Source organism: Shewanella sp. NKUCC06_TVS, from assembly GCF_019345515.1.
Taxonomy (GTDB): Bacteria; Pseudomonadota; Gammaproteobacteria; order Enterobacterales; family Shewanellaceae; genus Shewanella; species Shewanella oncorhynchi.
Genome location: NZ_JAHKQX010000017.1, coordinates 69,355 through 94,548, shown reverse-complemented (window position 1 = coordinate 94,548; position 25,194 = coordinate 69,355). Strand labels below are relative to the sequence as shown.

At 42.8% G+C, this 25,194-nt stretch carries 21 protein-coding genes; 12 read left to right on the top strand and 9 right to left on the bottom strand.

The window, feature by feature from the left end; genetic code table 11:
- Nucleotides 1-2 precede the first annotated feature (2 nt).
- From KO531_RS17945 to KO531_RS17935, 3 genes are all read right to left on the bottom strand, one after another.
- Nucleotides 3-1,547: an efflux RND transporter periplasmic adaptor subunit gene (locus tag KO531_RS17945; RefSeq protein ID WP_219251871.1), complete on the bottom strand. Its 1,545-nt coding sequence runs from the start codon at nucleotides 1,545-1,547 to the stop codon at nucleotides 3-5.
- Nucleotides 1,548-1,568: 21 nt separating this feature from the next.
- Nucleotides 1,569-1,829 (bottom strand): heavy metal-binding domain-containing protein, encoded by a 261-nt coding sequence (locus KO531_RS17940; protein WP_113940264.1) that lies wholly within the window; start codon nucleotides 1,827-1,829, stop codon nucleotides 1,569-1,571.
- Between the two features lie 277 nt (nucleotides 1,830-2,106).
- Entirely contained in the window at nucleotides 2,107-2,544 is a 438-nt protein-coding gene (locus tag KO531_RS17935) for a hypothetical protein (protein ID WP_168827238.1), read from the bottom strand.
- Between the two features lie 591 nt (nucleotides 2,545-3,135).
- Here KO531_RS17935 and KO531_RS17930 point away from each other — a divergent pair.
- A complete protein-coding gene (locus KO531_RS17930; protein ID WP_219251870.1) occupies nucleotides 3,136-3,699 on the top strand; it encodes a NapC/NirT family cytochrome c in 564 nt (187 codons plus the stop codon).
- Between the two features lie 84 nt (nucleotides 3,700-3,783).
- Here the strand turns inward: KO531_RS17930 and KO531_RS17925 are convergent, their stop codons facing one another.
- Entirely contained in the window at nucleotides 3,784-4,068 is a 285-nt protein-coding gene (locus KO531_RS17925; RefSeq protein WP_219251869.1) for a DUF1145 domain-containing protein, read from the bottom strand.
- Nucleotides 4,043-4,711 (bottom strand): 16S rRNA (guanine(966)-N(2))-methyltransferase RsmD, encoded by a 669-nt coding sequence (gene rsmD, locus KO531_RS17920; RefSeq protein ID WP_219251868.1) that lies wholly within the window; start codon nucleotides 4,709-4,711, stop codon nucleotides 4,043-4,045. The genes KO531_RS17925 and rsmD overlap by 26 nt, the downstream gene beginning before the upstream one ends.
- Nucleotides 4,712-4,924: 213 nt before the next feature.
- On the opposite strand from rsmD, the gene ftsY reads away from it, so the two are divergent.
- The 10 genes from ftsY to KO531_RS17870 all read left to right on the top strand — a co-directional run bounded on the left by ftsY (nucleotide 4,925) and on the right by KO531_RS17870 (nucleotide 16,826).
- Complete coding sequence (gene ftsY, locus KO531_RS17915) at nucleotides 4,925-6,535, top strand: signal recognition particle-docking protein FtsY (RefSeq protein ID WP_219251867.1); 1,611 nt, start codon at nucleotides 4,925-4,927, stop codon at nucleotides 6,533-6,535.
- Between the two features lie 3 nt (nucleotides 6,536-6,538).
- On the top strand, nucleotides 6,539-7,255 hold the full coding sequence (gene ftsE, locus KO531_RS17910; RefSeq protein ID WP_105250626.1) for a cell division ATP-binding protein FtsE: 717 nt from the start codon (nucleotides 6,539-6,541) through the stop codon (nucleotides 7,253-7,255).
- A complete protein-coding gene (gene ftsX, locus KO531_RS17905) occupies nucleotides 7,252-8,217 on the top strand; it encodes a permease-like cell division protein FtsX (RefSeq protein ID WP_113940269.1) in 966 nt (321 codons plus the stop codon). The genes ftsE and ftsX overlap by 4 nt, the downstream gene beginning before the upstream one ends.
- A gap of 225 nt (nucleotides 8,218-8,442) precedes the next feature.
- Nucleotides 8,443-9,300, top strand: a complete 858-nt coding sequence (rpoH, locus tag KO531_RS17900; protein WP_006079635.1) for an RNA polymerase sigma factor RpoH — start codon at nucleotides 8,443-8,445, stop codon at nucleotides 9,298-9,300.
- A gap of 458 nt (nucleotides 9,301-9,758) precedes the next feature.
- Entirely contained in the window at nucleotides 9,759-10,121 is a 363-nt protein-coding gene (locus tag KO531_RS17895; protein ID WP_219251866.1) for a hypothetical protein, read from the top strand.
- A 717-nt stretch (nucleotides 10,122-10,838) separates the two neighbouring features.
- Complete coding sequence (locus tag KO531_RS17890; RefSeq protein ID WP_025007982.1) at nucleotides 10,839-11,369, top strand: fimbrial protein; 531 nt, start codon at nucleotides 10,839-10,841, stop codon at nucleotides 11,367-11,369.
- A gap of 68 nt (nucleotides 11,370-11,437) precedes the next feature.
- Entirely contained in the window at nucleotides 11,438-12,184 is a 747-nt protein-coding gene (locus KO531_RS17885; protein ID WP_219251865.1) for a molecular chaperone, read from the top strand.
- An 11-nt stretch (nucleotides 12,185-12,195) separates the two neighbouring features.
- Complete coding sequence (locus KO531_RS17880; protein ID WP_251069004.1) at nucleotides 12,196-14,784, top strand: fimbria/pilus outer membrane usher protein; 2,589 nt, start codon at nucleotides 12,196-12,198, stop codon at nucleotides 14,782-14,784.
- A gap of 10 nt (nucleotides 14,785-14,794) precedes the next feature.
- Nucleotides 14,795-16,126 (top strand): fimbrial protein, encoded by a 1,332-nt coding sequence (locus KO531_RS17875; RefSeq protein ID WP_219251864.1) that lies wholly within the window; start codon nucleotides 14,795-14,797, stop codon nucleotides 16,124-16,126.
- 19 nt (nucleotides 16,127-16,145) lie between these two features.
- On the top strand, nucleotides 16,146-16,826 hold the full coding sequence (locus KO531_RS17870) for a molecular chaperone (RefSeq protein WP_173497979.1): 681 nt from the start codon (nucleotides 16,146-16,148) through the stop codon (nucleotides 16,824-16,826).
- Nucleotides 16,827-16,902: 76 nt separating this feature from the next.
- Here KO531_RS17870 and KO531_RS17865 read toward each other — a convergent pair whose 3' ends face one another.
- Both KO531_RS17865 and KO531_RS17860 read right to left on the bottom strand, forming a co-directional pair.
- Nucleotides 16,903-20,469 (bottom strand): transporter substrate-binding domain-containing protein, encoded by a 3,567-nt coding sequence (locus tag KO531_RS17865; RefSeq protein WP_219251863.1) that lies wholly within the window; start codon nucleotides 20,467-20,469, stop codon nucleotides 16,903-16,905.
- Nucleotides 20,466-21,092 carry a response regulator transcription factor gene (locus tag KO531_RS17860; RefSeq protein ID WP_113940277.1) on the bottom strand — a complete coding sequence of 209 codons (627 nt, stop codon included), beginning with the start codon at nucleotides 21,090-21,092 and terminating at the stop codon, nucleotides 20,466-20,468. Before KO531_RS17860 ends, KO531_RS17865 begins: the two co-directional genes overlap by 4 nt.
- Nucleotides 21,093-21,421: 329 nt before the next feature.
- On the opposite strand from KO531_RS17860, the gene KO531_RS17855 reads away from it, so the two are divergent.
- Entirely contained in the window at nucleotides 21,422-22,660 is a 1,239-nt protein-coding gene (locus KO531_RS17855) for an EAL domain-containing response regulator (protein ID WP_113940278.1), read from the top strand.
- A gap of 4 nt (nucleotides 22,661-22,664) precedes the next feature.
- On the opposite strand, the gene menE is transcribed toward KO531_RS17855, so the two are convergent.
- Nucleotides 22,665-24,080, bottom strand: a complete 1,416-nt coding sequence (gene menE / locus KO531_RS17850; protein ID WP_219251862.1) for an o-succinylbenzoate--CoA ligase — start codon at nucleotides 24,078-24,080, stop codon at nucleotides 22,665-22,667.
- Complete coding sequence (gene menC / locus KO531_RS17845) at nucleotides 24,073-25,173, bottom strand: o-succinylbenzoate synthase (RefSeq protein WP_219251861.1); 1,101 nt, start codon at nucleotides 25,171-25,173, stop codon at nucleotides 24,073-24,075. Before menC ends, menE begins: the two co-directional genes overlap by 8 nt.
- Between the last annotated feature and the right edge of the window lie 21 nt (nucleotides 25,174-25,194).

Below are 25,194 nucleotides of genomic sequence, written 5' to 3'. Positions count from 1 at the left end.
TCCTAGTGCTGATGACCGCTGCTTAAACGCATTAAGCTGCCCTTGAGACTGGCTTCAGAGTCGAGTAAAAATTGCCCTGAGATCACCACGCGCTCGCCTTTGGTTAAGCCCGAGACAATTTCTGCCTTACCTTGACTCATCATGCCGACGGTCACGACTTTAGCGGCAAAACTATTGTCGTCTTGTTTGACTATCACGCGATTCTCTTTACCCGTTTGGATTAAGGCTTCCTGTGGGATTACTAGCGTGTCTTTATTGGGGCCGCCAAAAAGCGAGACCTTGGCGAGGGTTTTAGGTCTAAGGGAAACATGGGTGTTATTGAGCACAACACGCACTCGCAAGCTACGCGTGACAGGATCAAGTTCCGGATAGATATAATCTATAGTGCCTTTTATCCCGCTTAAGTTCATGGCGGGCACAGCCACTTCAGCCTGTTGGCCTTTGACTATCCAGCTTTGTTCATTTTCAAACACATCGGCTATGACCCATACCTTAGAGAGATCGACTAACGACATCACTTCGGTGGATGGCTCAATATACATACCATCGCGGATAGACAGTGTTTCGACTACACCATCCTGTTGTGCATAAAAGGGTACCCGATATTGGGTTTGGCGCGAGTCGGCTAATTGCTTGATTTGTTGCTCGGTAAATCCTAAAAATGACAGTCTTAAGCCTGCTCTACGAACAAGATCCTGATATCTCTGATTGCTTGCTGTTTTGGCGGTATCTAAGGCGAGTAAATAATCATCCTGAGCATTGACTAAATCGGGTGAATAGATTTCATAGAGTAGCTGCCCTTTTTTGACGGTGTCTCCCATGGACTTAACCATCAGTTTTTCAACCCAACCCGTTACTCGAGCATGGATATGCGTTATTTGGCTTTCATCGTAATCCACTTGTCCAACGGTTTCGACAAATTTCCATAGCGTATCGTGCTCAACTTTAGCGACTTTTATGGCTAGCGCTTGCTGCATGCTGCCGGAAACATTGATATTGATTTCGTGAGTGTTACCACCCGTTTCGACTTTTTCTAAATTCATACCACAGATAGGGCATGTACCGGGTACATCGCTGATGATGTGGGCATGCATAGGGCAAATGTATTTAGTTGTTGTTTCTTCGCTGGTTTTTTTAACAAGATTGTTAGCCTTAGGGGTTGGTGTGTCGAACACTTGGCTTGCCGCTTTCGTGGTCGAGGTGTGCGCATGTTCTGTCGCTAAGTGATCTGTATGTTGATGTTCAGCATGTGGATCTGCTGAATTGGTATCGGTACCTTCCTTTTCAACTAAAAACATATTGCACTTAGGGCAGCGACCAGGCTCATGGCTGAGCACTTCAGGATGCATGGGGCAAGTGTAGGTTTTTACTTGATTTAACGGATTACTCTTAGGCGCTGTTGCAGAATTTACTGCAGCTTCGGTTGCCACAGGCTGTTGTGTGCTCGCCAGTTGGGCATGGCTCAACCAAGGTGTACCTAAGAGTAAGCTACTCAAGATCAGTACGGCTTTAGGGGTCTGCTTTTTTACGGTTTTAAATGAATTCATATGCCTCATCTCCAGCCTAGCTTAGTGGTGTTTGTGGGCGTTTTTTGCCGCACCTTCAGCTGGTTTTGCTTCTACTGCCTTTGGCTCTAAGTTCATACCACATTGAGGGCAAGTATCTTCTTTGCTGCCAGTCACTTCAGGGTGCATAGGGCAAACATGGGTATGGGCTTGTTCCTGTGGATTGGCATTGTCGTGTTGATGTGCGTGCGGCGCTGCCGTCGCAAACACGCTTGTGCTGGTCAGCAAGAATGCGATTAAGGCGAGATTAGTTAGTGTTTTCATATTATTCACTCCATCGGATTAACGGCCGAATACGAGCGCATAAACGTCAGTGAGCACAGTGGATCAAAGCGGTTCGCTTCGATAGACGGATTGATGCCACAATTTGGCATTCGGCTCAGTAATCAACGTTCTGCTAGACTCGGGTGCACGATTTAATGATAAGGCACCACAATAAACGGCTAAATAGGGCGTTAGCTTAGGGCTAACAGCATTGTCGTTTTAGCTTGGTCGTTTGGCTTTTTTAAGGGTTTATTTGCCCAATAAGCACAAAGTAGAGCTAGGCTATCGGTGGTTTAAAGGCCGAAGACAAAGAGATAGAGTGGAAATGAGGCATAGGAGTGGCCATTGCAGTATCGCTCATGCTCACACTTGGCCAGAGGTGTGGGCTAAATAGAGTGCCAGCGACTGAAATCGTCAAACAATGACCACAATCATTTGAACATGATGTGGTGCCATCACAGCAATGCTGTTTCGCGCCGGGAAGCATTTTATCGTTGCAGCAATCCGCGTTGGCCATTGAATGTGAGTCAGAACTGTTCTCCGTGTCCATCTGCATCATTGTAGCGTGGTGCATTTGGGAGGAAACCTCATGATTCATCGCACTCATATCCATAGTGTGTGGCACCATGGCGTGACCATTAGACACGACACTTTGCCCGACGAGTGCGAGTAGAGTGAATATGACTAAAAAATAACGACCGAGTGTGTGATGCATAAGTCTTCCAAATGATGAACTGCTCGATTCTAGCATAGCGATGTTTAGCTGTAATGATTTAACTCACACTTCAGTTAACGCCTCAATTTGAATATCTAATTAATCTAAATTAGCAAATAAAATTTCTGACTCGAAGTTTTGCCTTCAACGGGCTTATCATGAATATGACTGCGTATTTTAAGAGACTCAAATTGATCGTAGAAAGTTTCATTTCGAACAGTATTATTCGGCTTACCTGCGTTTTACCATTTATTTCTGCTTCACTCTCAAGGTGCAATAAGCATTGGCGTGATCACATTTCTGTTTTCTAGAAAATGATTTTCTAGTTCTGAATTTTCAAGGGAAAACCTAACTATAAAAAATCGGTAACTTGCGATTATCGGGTGATTGCATTAGCTTTAGTTAAAGTGCATCACAGTTCAGCTAGCGGTTTTTACCAAATGACGTCCAAATAGTTAGAGCTAAGTCTCATTTTGCGCTTTTAAGGTTAATTTAATCAGCAAATTTCGGCTTAAAATCAAATTTCTAATAAATGAAAGAGCATAAACTAGTCTTATAAAAACTAATTTTGACAATTTTGGAGATAGAGTGATGAACTGGCGTGCACTATTTAAACCTAGCGCGAAATATTCAATCCTGGCGCTACTGGTCGTCGGTATTGTAGTGGGTGTTGTGGGGTACTTTGCCACTCAACAAACATTACACGCGACCAGTACAGATGAGTTCTGTATGTCTTGCCATAGCAATCATTCGCTGAAGGATGAAGTGTTGGCTTCTGCCCATGGCGGCGGCAAAGCAGGGATTACGGTTCAGTGTCAAGACTGTCACTTACCCCATGGTCCAGTCGATTATTTGATCAAAAAAATCATCGTATCTAAAGATTTATATGGTTTCATGACAATTGATGGCTTTAACACTCAAGCTTGGTTAGATGAAAATCGTAAAGAACAAGCGGATAAAGCGCTGAATTATTTCCGTGCGAACGATTCTGCTAACTGTCAGCATTGCCACACTCGTATTTACGAGAATCAGCCAGAAACTATGAGTAAAATGGCTGTAAGAATGCACTCAAATAACTTCAAGAAAGAACCAGACGCGAGAAAGACCTGTGTTGACTGCCATAAAGGCGTAGCACACCCATATCCAAAAGGATAAGGTTTAGCTATTCAGTTTCTTAATTGATAGCCATTAAAAAGCCCTCTATTGAGGGCTTTTTGCTGTCTGTGTCTGAGTGTTCGGTTAATTCGCTTGAGCCATCACCCGTTGTCGATAAGCTAACAGGCTAAAAATGCCGAAGATAAACACCTGCAGATAATCCTGCTTAGTTAATGGCAGCAAGGTTTTAAACAGCATGTGAAAGATCGCGACTTGGAAACAATGCATCATGCAGGTAATGGCAAACAGGATATTTAAAGTAATCGCCACATTGCTTTCAAAGGGGATGACTAAGTTGTAGGCCATCATCAACCAAGCAATCAGAGTGATGACTTTACCTAAGTTAATCAATAAGGGCATGGTTTTCATCTTCGATGGGCTCAACAGTGGTTTCTGAGTGATATTGATATAAACGGTAGCTCACTTGCCCTGCATTCTTTTCTTTTAAGGCGTGCCAGCGAGAAGGGATAGCAAGTTGCGTCAATTCAGACTCGATTTCGACATAAATCAGCGCACCATCATTGAGCCAACCTTGAGTATCTAGCAGTTGAATCGTCTTTTCTGCCAATCCCTTACGAAAGGGGGGATCGATAAACACCACATCGAAACCTTGCTCGCAGCCCCTTTGCAGTACCACTAACGTATCAGCATTGAGCACTTCGGCCTTATCGCATTTAAGGGTTTGCAGATTTTCTTTTAATTGCAGGGCTGCGCCGCGTTGCAACTCGATAATTTTGGCGAAACTGGCATAGCGGGACAAGGCTTCGAGAGCTAAAGCGCCGCTACCGCCAAAACAGTCGAGTACACGTGCATTGACTAAATCATTAGCCAGCCAGTTAAAGAGTGTTTCGCGAACCCTGTCTGTCGTTGGGCGTAAACCTTCGAGATCTTGGATAGGTAGACGACGCGAGCGCCATTGGCCTGCGATGATCCGCACTTGTCCACTGCCGGGTTTATTTTTGGCTGTTTGACCCTTGGTCACATTATTTTTGACCGTTCGATGATTAACCAAAGTGCCCCCGTGATTTTGCCTGAAGAAAGAAAGTGGTAGACTGTGTCACCTTAATAAAGGCCGCTATTTTATATCAAAGTCTCACTAAAAGGTGAGAAGGCTAACTGAGCTTAGCTAATTGCCGACTTTTTGGGCGTAATTGCCGAGGCAATCTGGTATAACATCAGGGTCTTATTCAAAATTCAATACTGAAGTAGAGCGCTGGAATCACACATGGCAAAGAAAGGTTTTTTCTCTTGGTTTCGTAAAGATAAGTCACAAGATGAGGTCGTCGCTGAAACGCCAGTTGTTACTCCAACACAAGATACTGATGCAGCACAGCGTGTCGCGCAGGAACAAGTAGAGGCACAAGGGGCCATTGAGGCCGAAGCTCATGCTGAAAAACAGGCTGCAGAACAGTTAGCGGCCGAACAAACACAGGCAAAAGCCGAGGCCGAGCAATTCGCCTTTGAGCATGCTCGAATTGAATCGTTGCATTTTGCTAATCAGCAAGCTGAAGCGACACGTTTGGTTGCTGAACAACTTAGTGCAGAAAAGCATGCTGCAGAGAAGTTAGCCGAAGCACAGTTAGAAGCAGAGCAACGCATTGCAGAACAATTGGCAGAACAGCAGTTAGCGGTTGAGCAAGCCGCCGCAGAGCAATTAGCTCAAGCAGAGGCGGTGCGTGTAGTTGCCGCTCAGCTAGAAGCAGAATTACTCGCAGCGGAACAAGCTGAACTTGCCCGCTTGGCCGCTGAACAGCATGCCGCTGAAGCCTTAGCGGCAGAACAACTTGCTGGCGAAGCACTGGCACGTGAGCAAGCAGAGGCTTTAGTCCAGCAACAAGCTGAAACTGAGCAAACTGTTATAGCCGTTGCTGAATTGCAACCTGAGCCGCAGGCTAGACCCGTTAAGGAAGGGCTCTTTGCTCGCCTGAAACGTGGCTTAATGCGTACCAGCGAGAATATTGGCAGTGGTTTTATCGGCCTATTTCGCGGCAAGAAAATCGATGACGATCTGTTTGAAGAACTCGAAGAACAATTATTAATCGCCGACGTTGGTGTCGAAACCACTACGCGATTAATCAAGAATTTGACAGAGCATGCCTCACGTAAGCAGCTTAAAGATGCCGAAGCTTTATATGAATTGCTGCGGGATGAGCTGCAAAAAACACTCGATCCTGTCGCTATCCCGTTAGTACCAGACAATGCTAATGGCCCATTTGTTATCTTAATGGTTGGCGTTAATGGCGTGGGTAAAACCACCACTATTGGCAAATTAGCTAAACAATATCAGAGCCAAGGTAAGTCAGTGATGTTAGCCGCGGGCGATACTTTCCGCGCTGCAGCGGTTGAGCAGCTACAGGTTTGGGGTCAACGTAATGATATTACCGTGATTGCCCAGCATACTGGTGCCGATAGTGCCTCTGTGTTGTTCGATGCTTTGCAAGCGGCCAAGGCGCGTAAAGTGGATGTATTGATTGCCGACACGGCTGGTCGTTTACAGAATAAAGCGCACTTGATGGAAGAATTGAAGAAAGTCGTGCGAGTGATGAAGAAACTCGACCCAGATACGCCACATGAGGTCATGCTGACATTAGATGCGAGCACGGGGCAAAACGCGATAAGCCAAGCACAATTATTCCAGGAAGCCGTAGGTGTAACGGGTATTACCATCAGTAAGTTAGATGGAACGGCTAAGGGCGGCGTGGTATTTGCGATTGCTGATAAGTTTAATATTCCGATCCGTTACATAGGTGTGGGTGAGCAAATTGATGATTTGCGAACCTTTAATTCGAAAGAATTTATCGATGCCTTGTTCACTCAAGAAAAAGCGGATAGCTAATTTATGATTGATTTTCAGCAGGTCAGTAAGATTTATCCTGGCGGCCAAATGGCGCTGGAGGATGTGAATTTTCATCTACAGCAAGGTGAAATGGCATTTTTAACCGGCCACTCGGGGGCGGGTAAAAGTACGCTGTTGAAATTAATCACGGTAATCGAGCGGGCAACAACGGGGCGCGTCGCGATTAACGGTCATGATATCGCTAAAGTCAGCCCTAAACATGTGCCTTATTTGCGCCGCAATATCGGGATGATTTTCCAGAACCATCACCTATTGATGGACCGAAGTGTGTTCGACAATGTGGCTTTACCACTGGTGATTGAGGGATTCTCCCATGGCGAAATCCGTAAGCGTGTTGCGGGTGCGCTCGATATGGTGGGTTTATATGGCAAGGAGCGGCATAACCCAATTATGTTGTCCGGCGGCGAACAGCAACGTGTTGGCATTGCCCGTGCGATTGTGAATAAACCGCCTTTACTGCTCGCCGATGAGCCTACGGGTAACTTAGATCCTAAATTATCTATGGATATTTTGCGTCTGTTTGAAACCTTTAATGATGCGGGAACCAGCGTATTAATCGCCACCCATGATTTAGGTCTTATCGCACGAATGAAATATCGCACTTTTACCCTCAAACAGGGCCGTATGTTAGGTGCACAAGAGTTGCATCCTAATGTGCACACTCGCAGTGCACCGACGAATAGAGGTGAAGGGCAATGAGCGATAGCGCAAAATTAACTCGCAGCAAGCTGCCTCTGTCTGGTCGGATTGTGATGTTTTTTATTCGCCATGCGCAGCAAGCAATGGCGAGCATGGGAGAGCTCTGGCGCAACCCAATATCCTCTGTGATGACCATGGCTGTCTTAGGGGTGAGCCTAAGTTTGCCTGCAGCATTGCAAGTGTTAGTTAAAAATGCCGAGACCATTACCAGTTCCTGGAACAGCGCGGCAGAGATCTCCTTGTTTATCGACGATAATCGTAGTGAACAAACGATTCAGAGCCTGCTGACGCGCATTCGGACATATCCCGAAGTGGATAAAGTGCAATACATAGATAAAAATCAAGCGCTAGAAGAATTTCAACGCTTATCTGGGTTTGGTGAGGCCTTGGCCTATTTAGATAAAAATCCTTTGCCAGCGGTCATTACCGTTACGCCTACGCCGCGTTACTCAACACCAGTGGGCGCCCGTGAACTCTTAACTAAACTAGAGCGCGAGCCTGAGATTAGCTTTGGCCGTTTAGATATCGAATGGTTAGAACGGTTACAGGCGGTAGTGCGTCTACTCGAACGTACTGTGATGGCGATTGCCGCGTTACTCGTGCTGGCCGTGGTCTTAGTGATAGGTAATACGATTCGCTTAGCGATTATGAATCGGCGCAGCGAAATTGAAGTGATGAAGCTAGTCGGAGCAACTGAAGCCTTTATCCAGCGCCCATTTCTCTACACTGGGATTTGGTACGGAGTCATTGGCGGCATATTGGCTTGGCTTATCATCAACTTATTAGTGTGGTATCTCGATTCTGCCCTTGCCGAACTTTTAGGTTTGTATGGCAGTCAGCTCGAGATGAAATCACTCACTTTTATTGAACTGCTGCAATTGGTTGGACTTGCCTCATTTTTAGGTTGGTTAGGTTCGTATTTGTCTGTACGCCAGCATTTACGGTCGATTGAACCTTCATAATAATCAGTCGATTAAACTAAAAAAAGTGACGAAAAAAATGCTGAGTAATGAACTTTTGTTCACTTGCAATGTCTACTTCAGCGAGGTAAAAAGGGTATCTGCAAACGAGCTGAGGTTGACATACTCTGTCAATTAGCCGATAGTTCGTGAGCTTATTCTTAGGGTATTTTGTTGTTGAACCTAAGAATGCACTCGTTAAGTAGTCTGATAAATGTAGGAGAGCGAATGACCTTTCAAACGCAATCAATGGCACTGACAGTCCCACAGGGCGCCAGTAGTCTAGAAGCTTATATCCATTCAGTGACTAGCATCAGCATGCTGGACGCTGAGGCTGAGTATGAGTTAGCCAAGCGTTTACAGGAAACTGGTGATCTACAAGCTGCGAAGCAACTGATTATGTCGCACTTACGTTTTGTAGTGCACGTTGCTAAAGGCTATTCAGGCTATGGTTTGCCACAGGCAGACCTGATCCAAGAAGGTAACATAGGCTTGATGAAAGCGGTTAAACGCTTCGATCCCGATGTTGGCGTGCGTCTTGTGTCTTTTGCTGTGCACTGGATCAAAGCTGAAATTCATGAATATGTGCTGAAAAACTGGCGCATTGTTAAAGTCGCGACCACTAAAGCACAACGTAAGTTGTTCTTTAACATCCGTAAAGCGAAAAAACGCTTAGGTTGGTTCAGCGATGCAGAAGTCACTATGGTGGCTGAAAATTTAGGTGTGTCTAAGGCCGATGTGACCGAAATGGAATCACGTATGGCAGCGCAAGATCCGGCATTTGATTTAACCAATGATCAAGACGAGGAGCATGATTTTGCCCCCGTCCATTATTTGGAAGATCATTCATCGGATTTAGCAGAAAATATTGAAAACGACAACTGGGAATCGAATGCTCAAGGTCGTTTATTATCGGCCATCAAAACCTTAGATGAACGTAGCCAGCATATTCTGCGCGCCCGTTGGTTAGATGACGATAAAACCACACTGCAAGAACTTGCAGAGACTTATCAAGTGTCGGCCGAACGTATTCGCCAACTTGAGAAAAATGCCATGAACAAGCTAAAAGCTTGCATGGAAGCCTAAGTTGCGTCACGTGTAAAGTGATTTTAACTTAGCCATAAAAAAACCTGCTGCGGCAGGTTTTTTTATGGGAGAAAGAATGGATTTAATCGCGCTATTTAAAGTGAATTTCGCTATAGCTATAAAGCTCAATCGTATTGAAACGTACGCGACTATGGCTGATTTCACCACGAGACATCGGATTTATCCTACATTTAGAGCCGTTATAAATAGTTAATATATCGCTAACTTTTGAGCCTCAATTCGAAAGTTATTTTCGATGCTTATTATCGAACGGTTTGTTCCTCCGCATTTTGAGTATCGCCTTAAGCAAAGTTGATATGGATATTGAGCACGGAAGATTTGGTCGGGTAGCGATGGATTATGTACCAAGGAAAGCATTTAAGTTAGAAGGGATACCTGCCAATTTACGATAGATACTCATTATGCGTTTTTTTTAATGCTTACAAAGGTGGGAAGTTATGTTCTCAATGATCACTAAGTTAGCCCTATCATCAGAATCTGGTTGGGGTACTGCATTTCGTGTCAATGGGGGCGTCGAAGTATGTCAGCAGAGCTTGTTTTGGTTAGTTTGCAAGGGTATCGCTTTTGAACGCGAGGACTTAAAGCTCAGTTATGTATTGGGAGCTGAGGTCATTCTATGCCAATTTGAGACGAGAGTTTTAATTGAGTTGCTTAAAAAAAATAACATTCATTATTTTCAAGACGATAGCCAAGTGCGATGGTTGCTGCCCCGTAATGTATCAACAATCTTCTATGCGCAGTGGAAGAATAGTATAGCGGTTGATCTTAACCAAACCTGTGCTGACTACTGTTTTTTTTAAATGCTTATTCTTGCCATGACATTTTTATATGAATGAGTAGTGTTTTAAGCTAGATAAGTGTGATTAGTTAGTTATAAATTTTTAATCTATTAATAAGTACATTTATTGCCAGTAAATATACTTCAGAACATCCATTCTTGGTCGATAGTTAGGAGGTGTCCTACAAATCGAAATGGGTGATGAGATGTTAAAGGTATCGTTATTCGGCGTAACTACAGTCATGTTGAGCGCGGTGATAAGCTGTAACGTGATAGCAAAAACTGAGTTTAAAACTCTTTCTTTTCAAGGTGAGATAGCAGAACCAAGTTACTACTCCGATCTATCTACCATTTCTTGTTATGACCAGAATCTCAATCAATTTATCTCTCAGACTATAACTCCCCAAGTGTATGCAAATTCTATAGATAGCGACAAAATACTTGTTATATCAACTCAGTTCAAACAAATTAATAATCTAGTTTTTAGCCGAAAAAATGAGAATGAAGTTATTCTTGCTCTTCATTATAATTGATGCACAATTTTGTTATTAATAATGGCGATTTCATTTTTTTAAATCGCTTTTTCATTTTTATCTTTAGTATATTTATTGTCAGAAATTTCCTACAAGATCGCAAGTCTAGTCCTATATGTCATTGTTAGTGTTGTTGCTATTGTGTGCTCAGCTTCGATGAGCCATAACCTTAATATTTCCATATAGTAATAACAGTAGGATGTCTGATGAAAAAATTAACGCTATCTATTTTAGTTTTAGGTGCATTGTTTGGTACTAGTGTTCAAGCGAATAATACTATTACTTTTTTGGGTGAAGTATCGGACCAAACTTGTGAAGTGGCGATTAACGGAAATGCGGCTAATCCCAGTGTCTTGCTACCAACTGTTTCTACGGCTCAACTTGCCACTGCAGGCTCAGTTGCTGGTGAAACACCTTTTACCATTTCAGTCAGTGGTTGTACTGTCAATGCAACGCAAGCTTTACCTATTAAAACTGTATTTTTGGGTAACAATGTCACAACAGCAGGTAACTTAGGTAATACTGGTACGGCAACGAATGTAGCATTACAGCTTCTTGATTCAGTTGGTGGAACGGAAATCAATTTAACAGCAGGAAGTGCTGTTGATGGATTAAATGTTGCTGCAGGTGCAGACTCTGCCTCCCATGATTTTGCTGTGCAGTATATTTCTGAAACTGGCAGTGCAACAGCAGGTCGTGTGATTAGCTCTGTCCAATATGCAGTTTCTTATCTTTAATATACGATAAATTATGATTATTCGCTCACCCAGCCCATGGGTGAGCGCTGCTGCTTTTTGGGGCTTCTATGATTTTTTCTAGCTTACTTCTTCGTTTAATATTTTTGACTCTACTCATGATCGGTTTTTCAGTTAATGCGAGTGTGGTCATGACCAATACGCGAGTCATTTATCCTAGTGATGCTAAAGAGCGCAGTGTTCAGTTAACAAATAACGATGCTTTTCCAAATGTTGTTCAGGTCTGGACTGATATTAATAACCCAGAGTCGACACCTGAGTATGCTGATGGCCCATTTTTGGCCTTACCCGCTATTTTTAGAATAGAGCCCAAGCGAGGGCAGTTAATTCGCTTAATTTATAGCGGCGGTGAGCTACCAAAAGACCGTGAGAGTGTGTTTTATCTTAATTTTCTACAGATACCTCCATTATCGAAAGAAAATGCTGGTGAAAATCAGATGCTAGTGATGCTCAAAAATAGAGTGAAAATATTTTATCGGCCTGTAGAGATTGAATCTAATCCAGATGATGTAGCAAAAGAGATTGCCTTTGATGTTCAGTATGCTGATGCTGGAATTCACCTTGATGTGAAAAATAATGCGGCTTTTTTTGCCTCTTTTGTTGAGGCAAAAATTAAGTCGGGAAAACAAGAGCTAATCATCCCTATTACTATGCTTGAACCTAAGTCTAATCAGTTGATAGACATTCAGAATCAGCAGTTTGTCATCACATATCCAATGACGATTGAATTCACTTTAGTAAATGATTACGGCGGATTTGTAAAAAGTGAATATGTCATTGCATCTGAACATCATTGATAAGATTGGTTATGAAAAAATCCATGGGTTTGATGAGCCAAATTTACTCTTTGCTGCTATTGATTGGTGTGATCTTTTGCATGTCTTCATCGTTGAGGGCTGATGACTTACAGGATTTCACATTTGATGACAGCCTATTACTTGGTGGTGGTTATGGCGATAGTTATCTTTCTCGCTTTAACTCGACTGCAGAAACTATTCCAGGTCAATACCAAGTTGATATCTATATAAATGGTACTTACTTAAATAGGGAAATTATTAATTTTGTTAAGGTTGGCTCCCATGGAGTTGTGCCTTGTCTCGACCTTAATTTCTGGAACAAGTCGAATGTAACTGCAATATACATAAACGAAGATGCATTATTGCAGGCTGAATGTGCGGCCCCTGATACTGTGGTCAAGGGGGTATCGACGCAATTTGATGCCGAGAAATTAAGATTAGAGATTGCGATCCCACAAGCTTATTTACGGCAGATTCCGCGTGGCTATGTTGATCCTTCATCTTGGAGCGAGGGAGAGAATGCTGGATTTATCAGTTACAACAGTAACTACTATCAAACTAATAGCCGCAGTGCTGGTAGCGATATGCGTGCCATTTATACGGGCCTTAATTCAGGTGTCAATTTAGGATTATGGCGCCTGAGAAATCAATCGAGTTATCAGTACAAGGATGTTGGCCAAAATACTCAAGAAAGTTTTAATTCTATTAGAACTTATATCACCAGAGCCTTGCCGGATATGCAGAGCGAACTCTTGCTTGGTGATGCCTACACTCGAGGAAATATTTTCGGTAGTTTAGCTTTTACCGGCGTACAGTTGCTGACTGATAATCGTATGTTACCAGAATCCCAGCGTGGTTATGCACCTGTCGTCAGAGGACTCGCTAACTCAACCGCCAGCGTAGTGATTAAGCAAAATGGTGTGAGTATTTATCAAACCACAGTAGCGGCGGGGCCTTTTGTTATTAATGACTTATTTCCCACAAGCTATGAGGGGGATTTGTTAGTTGAAATTAGTGAAGCCGATGGAAAGGTCTCTAGTTTTACTGTGCCATTCAGTGCTGTGCCTGGCTCGTTGCGTGAAGGAAGTTTCCAGTACGGGTTATCATTTGGTGAAGTAGATCAAGCAGAGTCTGGTGGGTACTTTGTAGATTTAATTTCTGAATATGGTTTGAGTAATATGCTGACGCTAAATAGCGGTGGGCGTGTCGGAGATGATTATTTTGCTTTGAGTCTAGGGACTGTATTAGGTACAGAATGGGGGGCTCTAGGGTTAACCGCAGTACATTCTATGTCTCGTATTTCTCAGTCTTCAGTATTAAATGAGTGGAAAAATGGCTGGCGTGTTGGACTTAATTATAGCCATTCGTTCGATTCGGGGACATCAGTGGCACTTGCTGGATATCACTACTCTACTGAGTCATTTCGGGAGTTGAATGATGTTTTAGGTTTGAGGAGGGCATTGGAGAGTGGGAATATTTTTGAATCTGAGACCTACAGTCAGCGGTCTGAAATGAGTTTAAGTGTGAATCAGAGTTTAGATGACTTTGGCTTTGTTTATTTGAGTGGTTCTAAACGTCAATACCGTGATGGGCGCGATGATGACGATCAACTACAGTTCGGTTATACGGTGGGTATTGGTCGTGTGAATATAGGACTCACTTTTTCACGTCAATATACCAGTCAAGTTCCGCTACAGAATGGGTTTGGTGGTCAGCGATTAACTGAAATGAGCGGTTATTCCTCTGATAGGGTGAAGGAAGATCTCGTGAGTCTCACCGTGTCTATTCCATTTGGCAGTCGCCAGTCAAACATGCTTAGCAGTGGGTTTAGTCACTCATCTAGGGGTAGTGAACAGTATAATCTAGGACTCGCAGGCACTGTGGACGATGATAATACTTGGACATATGGCCTGAATGCTTCACTGCAGCGGCAGGATAGTTCGAGTGAAAGTGTCAGCGTTAATACGCAAAAGCGTTTTAGCCAAGCGACTTTATCGGGTAACTATTCGATTTCTGATACTTATCAGCAGGTTGGCGCTGGGTTGAGTGGTGCAGCAGTGGTGCATTCTGGCGGCGTAACATTAAGCCAAAACCTCAGTGATACTTTTGCGATTGTTCAAGCTGAGGGAGCTTCTGGCGCAAAAGTGACTAATAATTGGGGTACTGAGATTGATGACTTGGGATATGCAATTATCCCATCTTTGACGCCTTATCGCACAAATAGTGTCACGCTTGATACGGGATCTATGTTAAGTGGTACAGAACTTATCGAGACACAACAGCAAGTTGCGCCCTATGCCGGCTCTATCGTTAAGATGAAATTCGAGACTAGACACGGGATAGCCGTCGTCTTCATGACTCAGCAAGCCAACGGCGGCGTTATCCCTATTGGCGCCGAAGTCGTGGACGAAGATGGCCTAGTATTGGGTATGGTTGGACAGGCTGGTATGGCTTATGTCAGAGCTTCTAAACCGAGTGGTCAGTTGACCGTTAATTGGGGAAATAAACCCGATCAGCAATGTCACTTTGACTATACCCTCGAAAGCAGTCGTGATAACACTTTATTAAGAATGCCTGCGCTATGTGAGCGGGTTAATTGAGATAAAAACTATGATTGAGTTCAACCTAGGTCGGCTGTTGGCAGTGGTATCTTTGGTGTTTGCCACTTTAGTTAGTGGTCAAGCTATGGCGACTTGCTACCGTATATCGACGACTACAACAGATCCGGCAAATTTTTATTATGTCGCACCTGCGTATGGTAAAACAGCTATATGGTATGGTGGTCACGATCCCAATAGGGGCATACTTAATCTGCCTATTATCAATGTTACCGATGAAAGTTTTCAGCCCAATGGCACGTTATTGGGATCGAGTGTTGTGCCCTTCAGTACCTATGGACAGACTGGCGGGTATGATCCTGATCAGGTACTTTTTCGTTGCGATGCGGCGGATGAGCACCAACTAAATGAGATCTACTCAGTAAACGCTGATAATGCTTATGGCGGCATGTACGAAGATGGCGTGGCTTATGGTATTAACAAAGGTTATGCCACTTACCATCGAAATGTTGTGCTCAGGGTTAAGAATAATGCCACCGGTCAGTATTTTTCGCGCTTATGGCAATATCGGCCGCTGCGGGGGTTAGACCGTGATGCTCAGGGAAGAATATTAGTGAAGGCGAAAAACTTTACTGATGTCACGATAGAGCTGTTCCAGATTGGCAATATCAGAGGTGTGACTGAGTCTATAGCATACAGTTATAATCAACCTGCAGCTTATATTGCTTTTGGTGGGCCTGGCCTTGCCTATCCTACGGAAGGGGTTGACCATATTAGTCATTATCCAGGCTGGTATGCGAATTGGCCTGGGAATATCAGCTTATATCAACAGTTGTATACGCGAAGGGCTGGAGGTTGTGCGGTAATGAATGTCACGCCTTATGTGTTGTTCCCCACTGTGACTATCGCGGAATTAAACAGCGGCATTACCCGAGAAGCTGACATCCAGATTAATTATCGTTGCCAACAGAAAGCCAATATCAATGGCCCCGCAGTTAATGCGAACGCTATCGCCTTTAAGATTGAGAGTAATAATTACCAGATGGCGAGACGGTTGGGGTTTACTACTCAGGATGCTGTGACATATCTAGTCAGTAATGCCTATGGTGCTAATATGGTTGCTAATGGTGTGGGGGTAAAGCTACAACGCAATGATGGTGTGATTCAACCCTTTTTAAATTTTGATAATAGAACCAGCTTAGACTCACAATATAATGCATGGAAAGACGGTTGGCGGCCATTACAGGGGAATCAGACAGGTATTGTCGGTACGAGTTATCAATATATGGATAATTACAGAGTTGTTTTTGGCAAGTTGCCCGGAATGAGTCCAACGGCAGGAAAATTTTATGCAAAAGCGGAAGTGCTTATTCGGGTTCAGTAGTTTAGTTTTATGGCTCCTAATGTTGCAAACCGCTCTGGCTGGCGTAGTCGCCGATCGTAGTCGAATTATTTTTGCGGCTTCCGATCGGGAGCAAGGGTTGTCACTGGTGAATATTAATGACTACCCTGTGATGGTGCAACTGTGGGTGGATGACGGCGATCCAGACTCTGGCCCTGAAACGGCAAATGCGCCAATTTTGCCCTATCCTGGCTTGTTGCAAATTGCCCCAAAGGAGCGCAAGCACATAAATCTGCTTAATATTGCGGAGCAGGAACCTGAAAAACAAGAACAGTTATACTGGCTGAATGTATACGAAGTTCCACCCACCCCCGCCAAAAATATTGATGAAACTGAGGGGCAACTGTTGATTGTCGCTTTACGTACTCAAATGAAGGTTTTTGTGCGGCCCAATAAGCTCGCTATTGATGTTTTAGACTTAGCAAAGTGGCAGTCATTTATATTGAAAGACAATATGTTATCAATAGAGAATAAGTCACCTTACTATGTGACCTATCAGAACCTCAGTTTGAGTTTTAAAGGGAAGGATTATGCTATTTTTCAAGGAATGCTAGCCCCTTACTCTGCAGAAACTGTGACTATCACTGAGAGCGAGTTAATCGATCAGCTTGGGCTTATCCTAAAGGCCGAGTACATAGACGATGAGGGGAATGCTCAGCCGCTTGCTTTGACAGTGAATTGAACATAAGGCTCTGTTTACAACAGGGCCTTATGTATATGCATTTATACAGCGTGACTTGAAGCTATGGGCTTGGGCATTATTTTGAGGCTGTTTGGGTATAAGAGATCACTTCTGCCTCGAGTGAAGCAATAGCCTGAGATACGGCTTCAACATAAGCATTCAACTGCTGATGGCTCGCGTTTTCCAGCATTTCACAGGCAGACATAAGCTTCTGTGCATCGATAATTCTCGCAGCACCTTTGATCTTATGGGCGAGATCTTTGATGGTACTCAAATCATTATTTTCGAGGGCTGTATATAGGGACTGCAAGTCGCTTTGATTGCTTTTAAGGAGTTCTTTAAGCAATTTATCGACTAACTCTGCATTATTTCCTGTGAGTTTTTCTACTGCGTCAGCGGCAAAATGTGTGGCGGTTATGGTGATTTTCTCTGGGGTAAACCGTTTAATCATACTTTCTAGCTCCATTAGGCTGATGGGTTTGAATAAACAGTCATCCATCCCTGCAGTTAAACAGGCATCCTTGGCTTCTTTTTGGGCATTAGCGGTATAGCCGATGACGATAGCATGCGTGTGACGTTTGTGTTCGAGTTGGCGAATTTTCTGACAGAGTTCATAACCGTTCATTTCTGGCATATTACAATCGGTGATCACCACAGGATACTGTTTACTTTCGAACATGTTTAAGGCAATTAAGCCATTTTCTGCTTCATCAACACTATGGCCTAAATATTTAAGCTGCTGGGCTAATAGCAAGCGATTCGCAGGATGATCGTCAACAATTAAGATATCGAGGGGATTACTCACATGCGATTCTGGAATGGGTTGTGAAGGGTTATGGATTGCTTCGGCTTCAAGCTGGGTGAGGGTTAATTGCATGCTGATCTGAGTTCCTTGATGCAATTTACTTTCAAGGGTTAAACTCCCACCCATCATTTCGCACAGAGAGCGGCTAATCATGAGCCCAAGCCCTGTACCACCATGGGTTGTGTGGGTTCCTTGCGCTTGGCTGAAAGGGGTAAATAGTTTCTGTTGGTCGTCCCCCGAAATGCCAATTCCTGTATCCGTGACAGTAAATAGAATCGTGTGGGTTGTATTGGTGAAACTTTCTGATTGAATTTTCACTTTTACTCCACCGCTATCAGTAAATTTAATGGCGTTACCAATTAAATTTGACAGTATTTGCTTAATCCTCATAGGGTCAACGAGTACATCATTCGCAATAACAGGATCGAAATCCAACTGTAAAGTGATTCCTTTTTGCCTTGCTAGTCCATCAAACACTCTCACGACAGAGGTTGCAATTGTCTTAAGATTGGTTCTCATGGGCGAAAGTGACAGCTGACCCGCTTCAATACGAGCAATATCTAAAATATCACCAATAAGTTCAAGTAAATCATTAGCGGAATCATAGGCAACTTTAATTGAATTTAAATCAAACTGTTGTGAATTTGTACGTTTTAGTACCAGTTCTAACATTCCTATGATGGCATTCATTGGCGTACGGATTTCATGACTCATAGTTGCTAAGAAAGTACTCTTTGCTTGGCTTGCACTGTCCGCAGCTTCCTTAGCATATTCTAATTCTTCAATAAGCTTGACTCTATCGCTGACATCTATCCAACCACCAATAATCCCTTCAATATTGCCGGCTTCATCGCCATAGGATTTAAACCAATGATAAATATTATATTTATGTCCATTTATATGAAGTTCTCTATCCTTAAATACGGCAATACCATCCTCTAAGGCTTGTACATATTCTTTATCTACAATAGGAGCCTCTTTAGAGCGACTGGCTCCTTCCATTGTGGTCTTATATAGCAAATCTTCGCGTGAGGCGTTGAAAGCATTAAGGTAACTCTCGTTACACATAGTCAGTTCACGCCGCTTATTTCTTACATAAATAGGATGAGGTATGGCATCAACAATGGACTGCATAAATTGCAGTTGTTGATTAAGTTCTTTTTTGGCTAATAGCCGCTTGCGATAATGAGTTCGAGTGTAAAGAGCCCAAATAATTGAGACTAAAATCATGATCGTTGAGGCAATCACAATAGTGTAAATAGTGTACTTATAATCCTTCCAGCTTTGGCGTGCAGGCAGGGCATTACGGCGCCAGCGATTTTCTGCCATTTGTAATTCATCAGGAGGAATAACTGTTAATGTTTTATTAAGTATGCTCTTAAGTAGTTTATTTGAACTCGCCATTCCGAATGCCACAGACGCTCTTGGAATTTCATCTATGATCTTACTTACTTCTAAAGTATCACTGAAATAACTATTTACATAGAAGTCGGCTAAAGCCAGTGGCACAATAGTGGTATTTGTTGCACCAGTCGCTATATCATTCAATGCCTCAAGATAATTGTCAGCGATTATAATGTCTGCATTAGGGTTTATTTTTCTGAGCATGTTATCATTAAAAGTACCATCGGGAACAACTATAGCGTTAATATCTAGGTCTTGTGCATTTTTCTGTGTTACAAAAACATAAGGTGAATTTGAGAATTCTTTAGTAAAAATAATATTTTTATTAAGATCTTCACTCGGTGAGAATATTGTCATCATAGCTTTATGATTGAGTACGGAACTAATCTGTTCTGAAAACCTATTGTTAACAATATAGTCAAACTTTAGCCCTGAATACATTTGTATTAGTTCCAAAACCTCAATGCCAAACCCTTCAGCGTTATGTGTATCGTCAAGGTATGTTAGCGGTGCCGCATACTTATTAATTGCCACTGTTATTTTAGGGTTGTTTTGTAGCCAAGCCGTCTCATCTGCTGTAAAACTGGGGAGTTCTGAGGCAAAAGGAATGGTGCTTCCACCGCCACTCCAGCGTTTTCTAATCAACTTTCTCTGTTCGAGTGAAATATTATTAATAGATTTGTTAATTATATCTATTAAGGCCTTATTTTGTTCTGTTGTAGCAAAGGCGCTGCCATAGGAGTTTAGAGACAAGTGAGTGTCTAATTTAAGTTTTCCTGAAAAGTTGTTGTTTATTAAATAGTTGGCGGAAACTTGGTCGACTATCACAGCATCAACTTGCCGAAATGCAGCTGCAGCAACGGCCGCCTGTCTAGAGGAAAATTTGAGTAATTTTCTATTTGGATAAATATCTGTTATCGCTTCATCTGGTAAGTACTCATAGGCCATAGACATTGACTTGATTTGTTCATTATCACCTAAGTTAGCATTTCTGAATATAGAAGGCTTATCAACGGTATAAGGTGTGCTTAGTAGAAGACCGTGCATTTGTTCAAATTTATTTGCTGTAGTAATTAGATCTACTTCTCCATTGAGCGCTGCGGTAATTGTTTTTTCCCGAGATGCATAACGTTTTACATTGACTTCAATGTTGAGCATATTAGCAATAATATGTATATAGTCAGCACTAATTCCTTTATAAAATTCTTGTTCACCATTTACTGTCATGTCAAATGGTGGATAGTCAGGCGACGATATGCCAATATTCAGCAATTTATATTTTTTAAGTGTATCAATCTCTTCTAATGATAGCTGGATAGGCAATGCAGCCTTCTCTTGATAGCCGATCAAATGATAATGGGTAAATTTACTTTCATGTGCTAGTGAATAAATTGAATTTAGACTCAATATAAGAATGAAAATAACATTTCTCATATTAAGTTTTGCCTCTTTGCTATTTCAATTATATCTACCAAATTTTTTGCATTTAGTTTATCAAGTAGTCTAGTTTTATATGTGCTAATGGTTTTGTTACTTAGCAGCATACGCTCGGCTATTTCTTTATTAGATAAGCCGACTGCTAGCTGCTGCAACACCACCATTTCGCGAGTTGAAAGCTTTTTTACGAGTTCAGCCTCGTCCTGACTCGATTTAGCAATCATGTTGTTATTGCTTATAATCGGAAAATAGGAGTGGCCTGTGAGAATTGCTCTAAGCGCGCCAGTGACTTCATTCATGTCCTTTTGTTTAGAGACAAAACCTGAAGCTCCGGCTTGAATACAACGGGAAACAAAGTGATCAGATGGTTGTGCCGTCAAGACTAAAATTGGCGGGCTCTTTACGAGTTTTCTTGACCTTTCTATCACTTCTAATCCATCTAATTGGGGGATGCCAATATCGAGAATAACAGCATCGGGTGAGAGCTCTTTAATAAGTTTTAATGCATCAACACCATTATTGGTTTCTGCTATCACTTCAAAGCCACTTTGTTCTAAAATGATTTTTAGTGCTAAAACAACAACTGGATGATCATCTACTATTAATATTTTTCTTTTCATTCATGTAACTCCGTAACTATTGAGTACAGATTTTATCCTTTGTAAGTCGCTACAGTGAAATAAAACTATGTGATTAAGATTTTTCCTACATATTTTTCAGCAATTTCTTTTAAATAATAGTCGTAAAATATTTGAAGGCAGATTAATTTAATCATAGGCATTCTCATTGTTTTTAATTCATAAACATCTGTATATATTTGTATCTCGAGTTTTGATCCTCTAGTGATTTAAATTATAGCTGACTATCTATATCTCGGTGTTGCAGCTTTTTTGCGGCAAGGGCGTAACAGGCATTTGTCTATTAGTATTTTAATTTTAAAGGGTATTCAATGGGTAAGGTTAGAGTGATTGTCTTAGAAGACCACCCCTTTCAACGTGCAGTACTTGAGCATAATCTTGCATCTCTTACCAACGTTGAGGTGTTTGCTTTTGGGGCAGCACAAGATGCGCTTGTTTGGCTCGATGAGCATCATAGTGCGGACATAGTGATATGCGATCTCATGATGGCAGGTATTGATGGTCTATCGTTTTTGCGCAAAGCAAAAGCGAAATACGATATAGCTTCTGTTGCATTATTTAGTTGTATTGATAAGGAACTCAGGCGGTCTGTATCGCAGATGATAAAAATGCTTAATTTTGAATATCTTGGTGATTTAAGTAAGTGCCCATCAGTGGATAATTTGCAGCGTATGTTAGATAGATTTACCAACAGTCGCATTCAAAGGAGTCAAATAGCTTCGGGTTTTATCGCAGCTAGGTGCCCCGAAAATTTTGTATTTGAGGATTTTGAACAGGCATTGAAGCAAAGACAGTTCGTGGGGTTTTATCAGCCTAAGTTTGATGTTGCAGGCTTTAGCTTGAAAGGGGCAGAAATGCTAGCACGCTGGCATCATCCTGATTTTGGATTGTTAAATCCCAGTACTTTTATTGACCGGTTAATTTCACATGGCTTACTTGACGATTTATTCTTACAGTTATTCGAGCAAGGCTGCGCTTTACAACAGCGTTTACAACAACATGAAAGCCTAATTTCTCTCGCCTATAATCTCGATATCTCTCAACTTAATTCGACTAAATTAGTGTATCAGATTGTCGATATGGTAAAGAAATTTAACATTCTTCCTCAATGCATTACCCTCGAAATTACTGAGACGGGTTTGTTGGCTGCGCCAGCAGTGAATATGGAGAATTTAATCCGCTTGCGAATGCTAGGATTTGAATTGGCGATTGATGATTTTGGTGCTGCACATTCTTCATTGGCACGTTTATGCGAATTGCCTTTCTCACAAATTAAATTAGATGGTTGTTTTGTGCGTGAACTTAGTGTTGAGCCTAGGTGCCAAGCCGCAATATCCAGCGTGATAGCGTTATCACAAGCACTTAATATGGAGTTAGTGATAGAAGGTATTGAAACAAATTCCCAATTAGTATTGTTGCAACAGCTTGGCTGTACGATTGGACAGGGTTTTTGTTTTTCTCGTCCTATTGATGAGCAAACATTTATCCAACGTTTTTTCCCTGCGAGTTTACAGCTTAAAGAACTACAGGAGCTTAGCCTTGAGTTTTAGTGGACTAACTTGTTTTTGTTAGCTCACGGATCAAGGATTTTCGGTTCACTTTCAGTCCTATTTGTTCATTATTTTCTGGCCATGAATAATATTGTCTTGGACGTTTGAAGCGGGCGATTTTGTTGGCAAGGAACAGTTCGAGCGTATTTGCAATCGACTCTGGGTGGTGGGTTAAACTGCCGCGAATGATGGCGGCTGGGAGATTGCCAAATTGTACATCCGGTATGGCGAAAACGATTGCATCGTCTATTTGTGGGTGTTGTTTAAGCGCGGCTTCGATTTCTTCTGGCTGGATGTTTTCGCCGCCGCAGATAAACATATTATCGACGCGGCCATGAATGCGCAGATTACCATTTTCGTCCCATTCGCCCTTGTCTTTGGTGTAAAACCAGCCGTCTTGTTCAACGCACTTTTGTATTCCATCCGCGGTGAGATAGCCCATAAACAGGCATTCGCCTCGCACCAAAATCACACCGTTTTCGATTTTAAGCTCACGCTTGGGGAGTAATTTGCCACTGCTGCCGTCGCTTAATGCGGGACCTGTGGTGATCTGCGAGCCCATTTCTGTCATGCCGTAACTCGTATAGCTGGCGATATTGCGTTGCTTAAGCTCGGCGAGTAAGTCTAGCGAGACTGCGCCGCCGCCCAGCAATAGGGCTTTGATACTTTTAAGTTTACTACTTGTATCGGCTAATAACTTACTCAGTTGTGCAGGCACCAAAGAGAGGTGGGTCAGCTTATCTTGGTCAATTTGCTGACTAAGACTTAGCGCTTGATCTGGTATGACAACACTGGCACCGACTAAGGCACAGCGGTTTAATATCGCAAGACCGCCAATATGGAATAAGGGCAAGGAGAGTAGCCAGGCATCACCTTGTTCGAATGGGATTAAGCTGCGGGCACCTTCGGCATTGGCAATATGATTCGCTAAGCAATGCACCGCCGCTTTGGGAAAGCCACTAGAGCCTGAAGTTAAAATCACATTAGCTGGACGAGTAAAGTCGACAGGCTGGGCTAAGTCACTGCTAATGCGATTAAAATTTAAGCGCAAGTGATGACAATTCTGTAGTTCACAAACCTCAGCACTCCAAACATAGCGGATCTGATGTTCATTAATTAAGTCTTGGATCTGCGCGAGGGGGAAACGGGGCGAGATAGGAAAAAAGATTACTCCTATATCGATGCAGGCCCAATAGAGACAAATCATCTCGAGATTATTGCTAGCAATACAGGCGAGCGGTTCCCCCTTTGAGATCCCCGAAGCGCTTAGCTGCTGAGCCAGTGCGATAACGCGCTGGCTAAGCTCTGAGTAATTAATGTCTTGCCCCGCCAACTTGATGGCTGTCTGCTGTGGAAACGCAAGCGCAGCTTGGTGCACAGGTGACAGTGCAAGCGGTTTTGATAGGCTGGCATTAGACAAACTCGTTTCCCTCACTTTTAGCTGTATCATTATTTTGTTGCATTGAATCAATGGCGTGCAGTGCAATTGGCTCAAGTTGCGCGAGTGTGAGGCAGTATTTTTTGCCCGATGACACGACTAAATCTTGGCTAAAGGCGCTGAGGGTATCGAGCCCAGGGATTTCATCCGGAGTGAGAATCGCGGCTAAATGAGCCAGATCATTAATGCCTAAACTGTTCTCTAGACTCGAACTGATAATGCAACGTACGCCATAGCTTTGCGCCGTATCGATTAAATTAGCTAGTTTTTCGATACTGCCGAGCAGCATAGGTTTGATGACAAGCGCAGTCAGGCCATTTTGCATTACAAACTGGTATTCTGGATCGTTGAGCGATTCATCGAGAGCGTAGGGTATACCAATTGCTTGATAAAATTCATGATTATCATGATGATTCAGGCAAGGTTCTTCAATGTACTCTATGGTCTCTAGGGGCAAGCAAGCGGCAAATTCGATTGCTTGCTCAAGTGTAAACCCTCGGTTCGCGTCCAAACGCAATTTGAGATCGGGGCGGGTACGCAAAATGCCATAAATCAGGCTTAGTTCATCTTCGATTGAAGTTTGCGCGACTTTGACTTTAACCGAGCGAACATTCCAGCCAAGGGCGGCAATTTTGCTATCGAGCAAGTCTTTGCTGGCATCCGTTGGATGATAAATCAAAGGGACTGTGGCCGTTTGTGGACGGATGGCATCGAGTTTGCCCATTAACTTGGCATGTAACAGACTTAAACCAAAGGCCAAAGAAGGGTAAGGGCTTTGCTCGGCGCATTCCAGCAATGTATCAATATGCTGACCGCAGAGTTGGGGTAATAATCCAGTCAAAGCCGTTTGCACTTGAGTGAGTGTTTCACGGCTGAACCCCATCAAGGCTTGTTCATCGACATCTATGCCAGAGAGTGGGGCAATTTCAACTTCGACTTGTCTATGCTCGCCACCAACATTAGCACTGGCTTGTAGTACTAATCCCGCTCTGTGATCGATACGTTGCTTGCCGACGGGCAATAATACGTCGAGCGGTAGTCGATATTGATACAGGTTAAGCAAAGTTAATATCATATATTTCCTACATTTTAATTC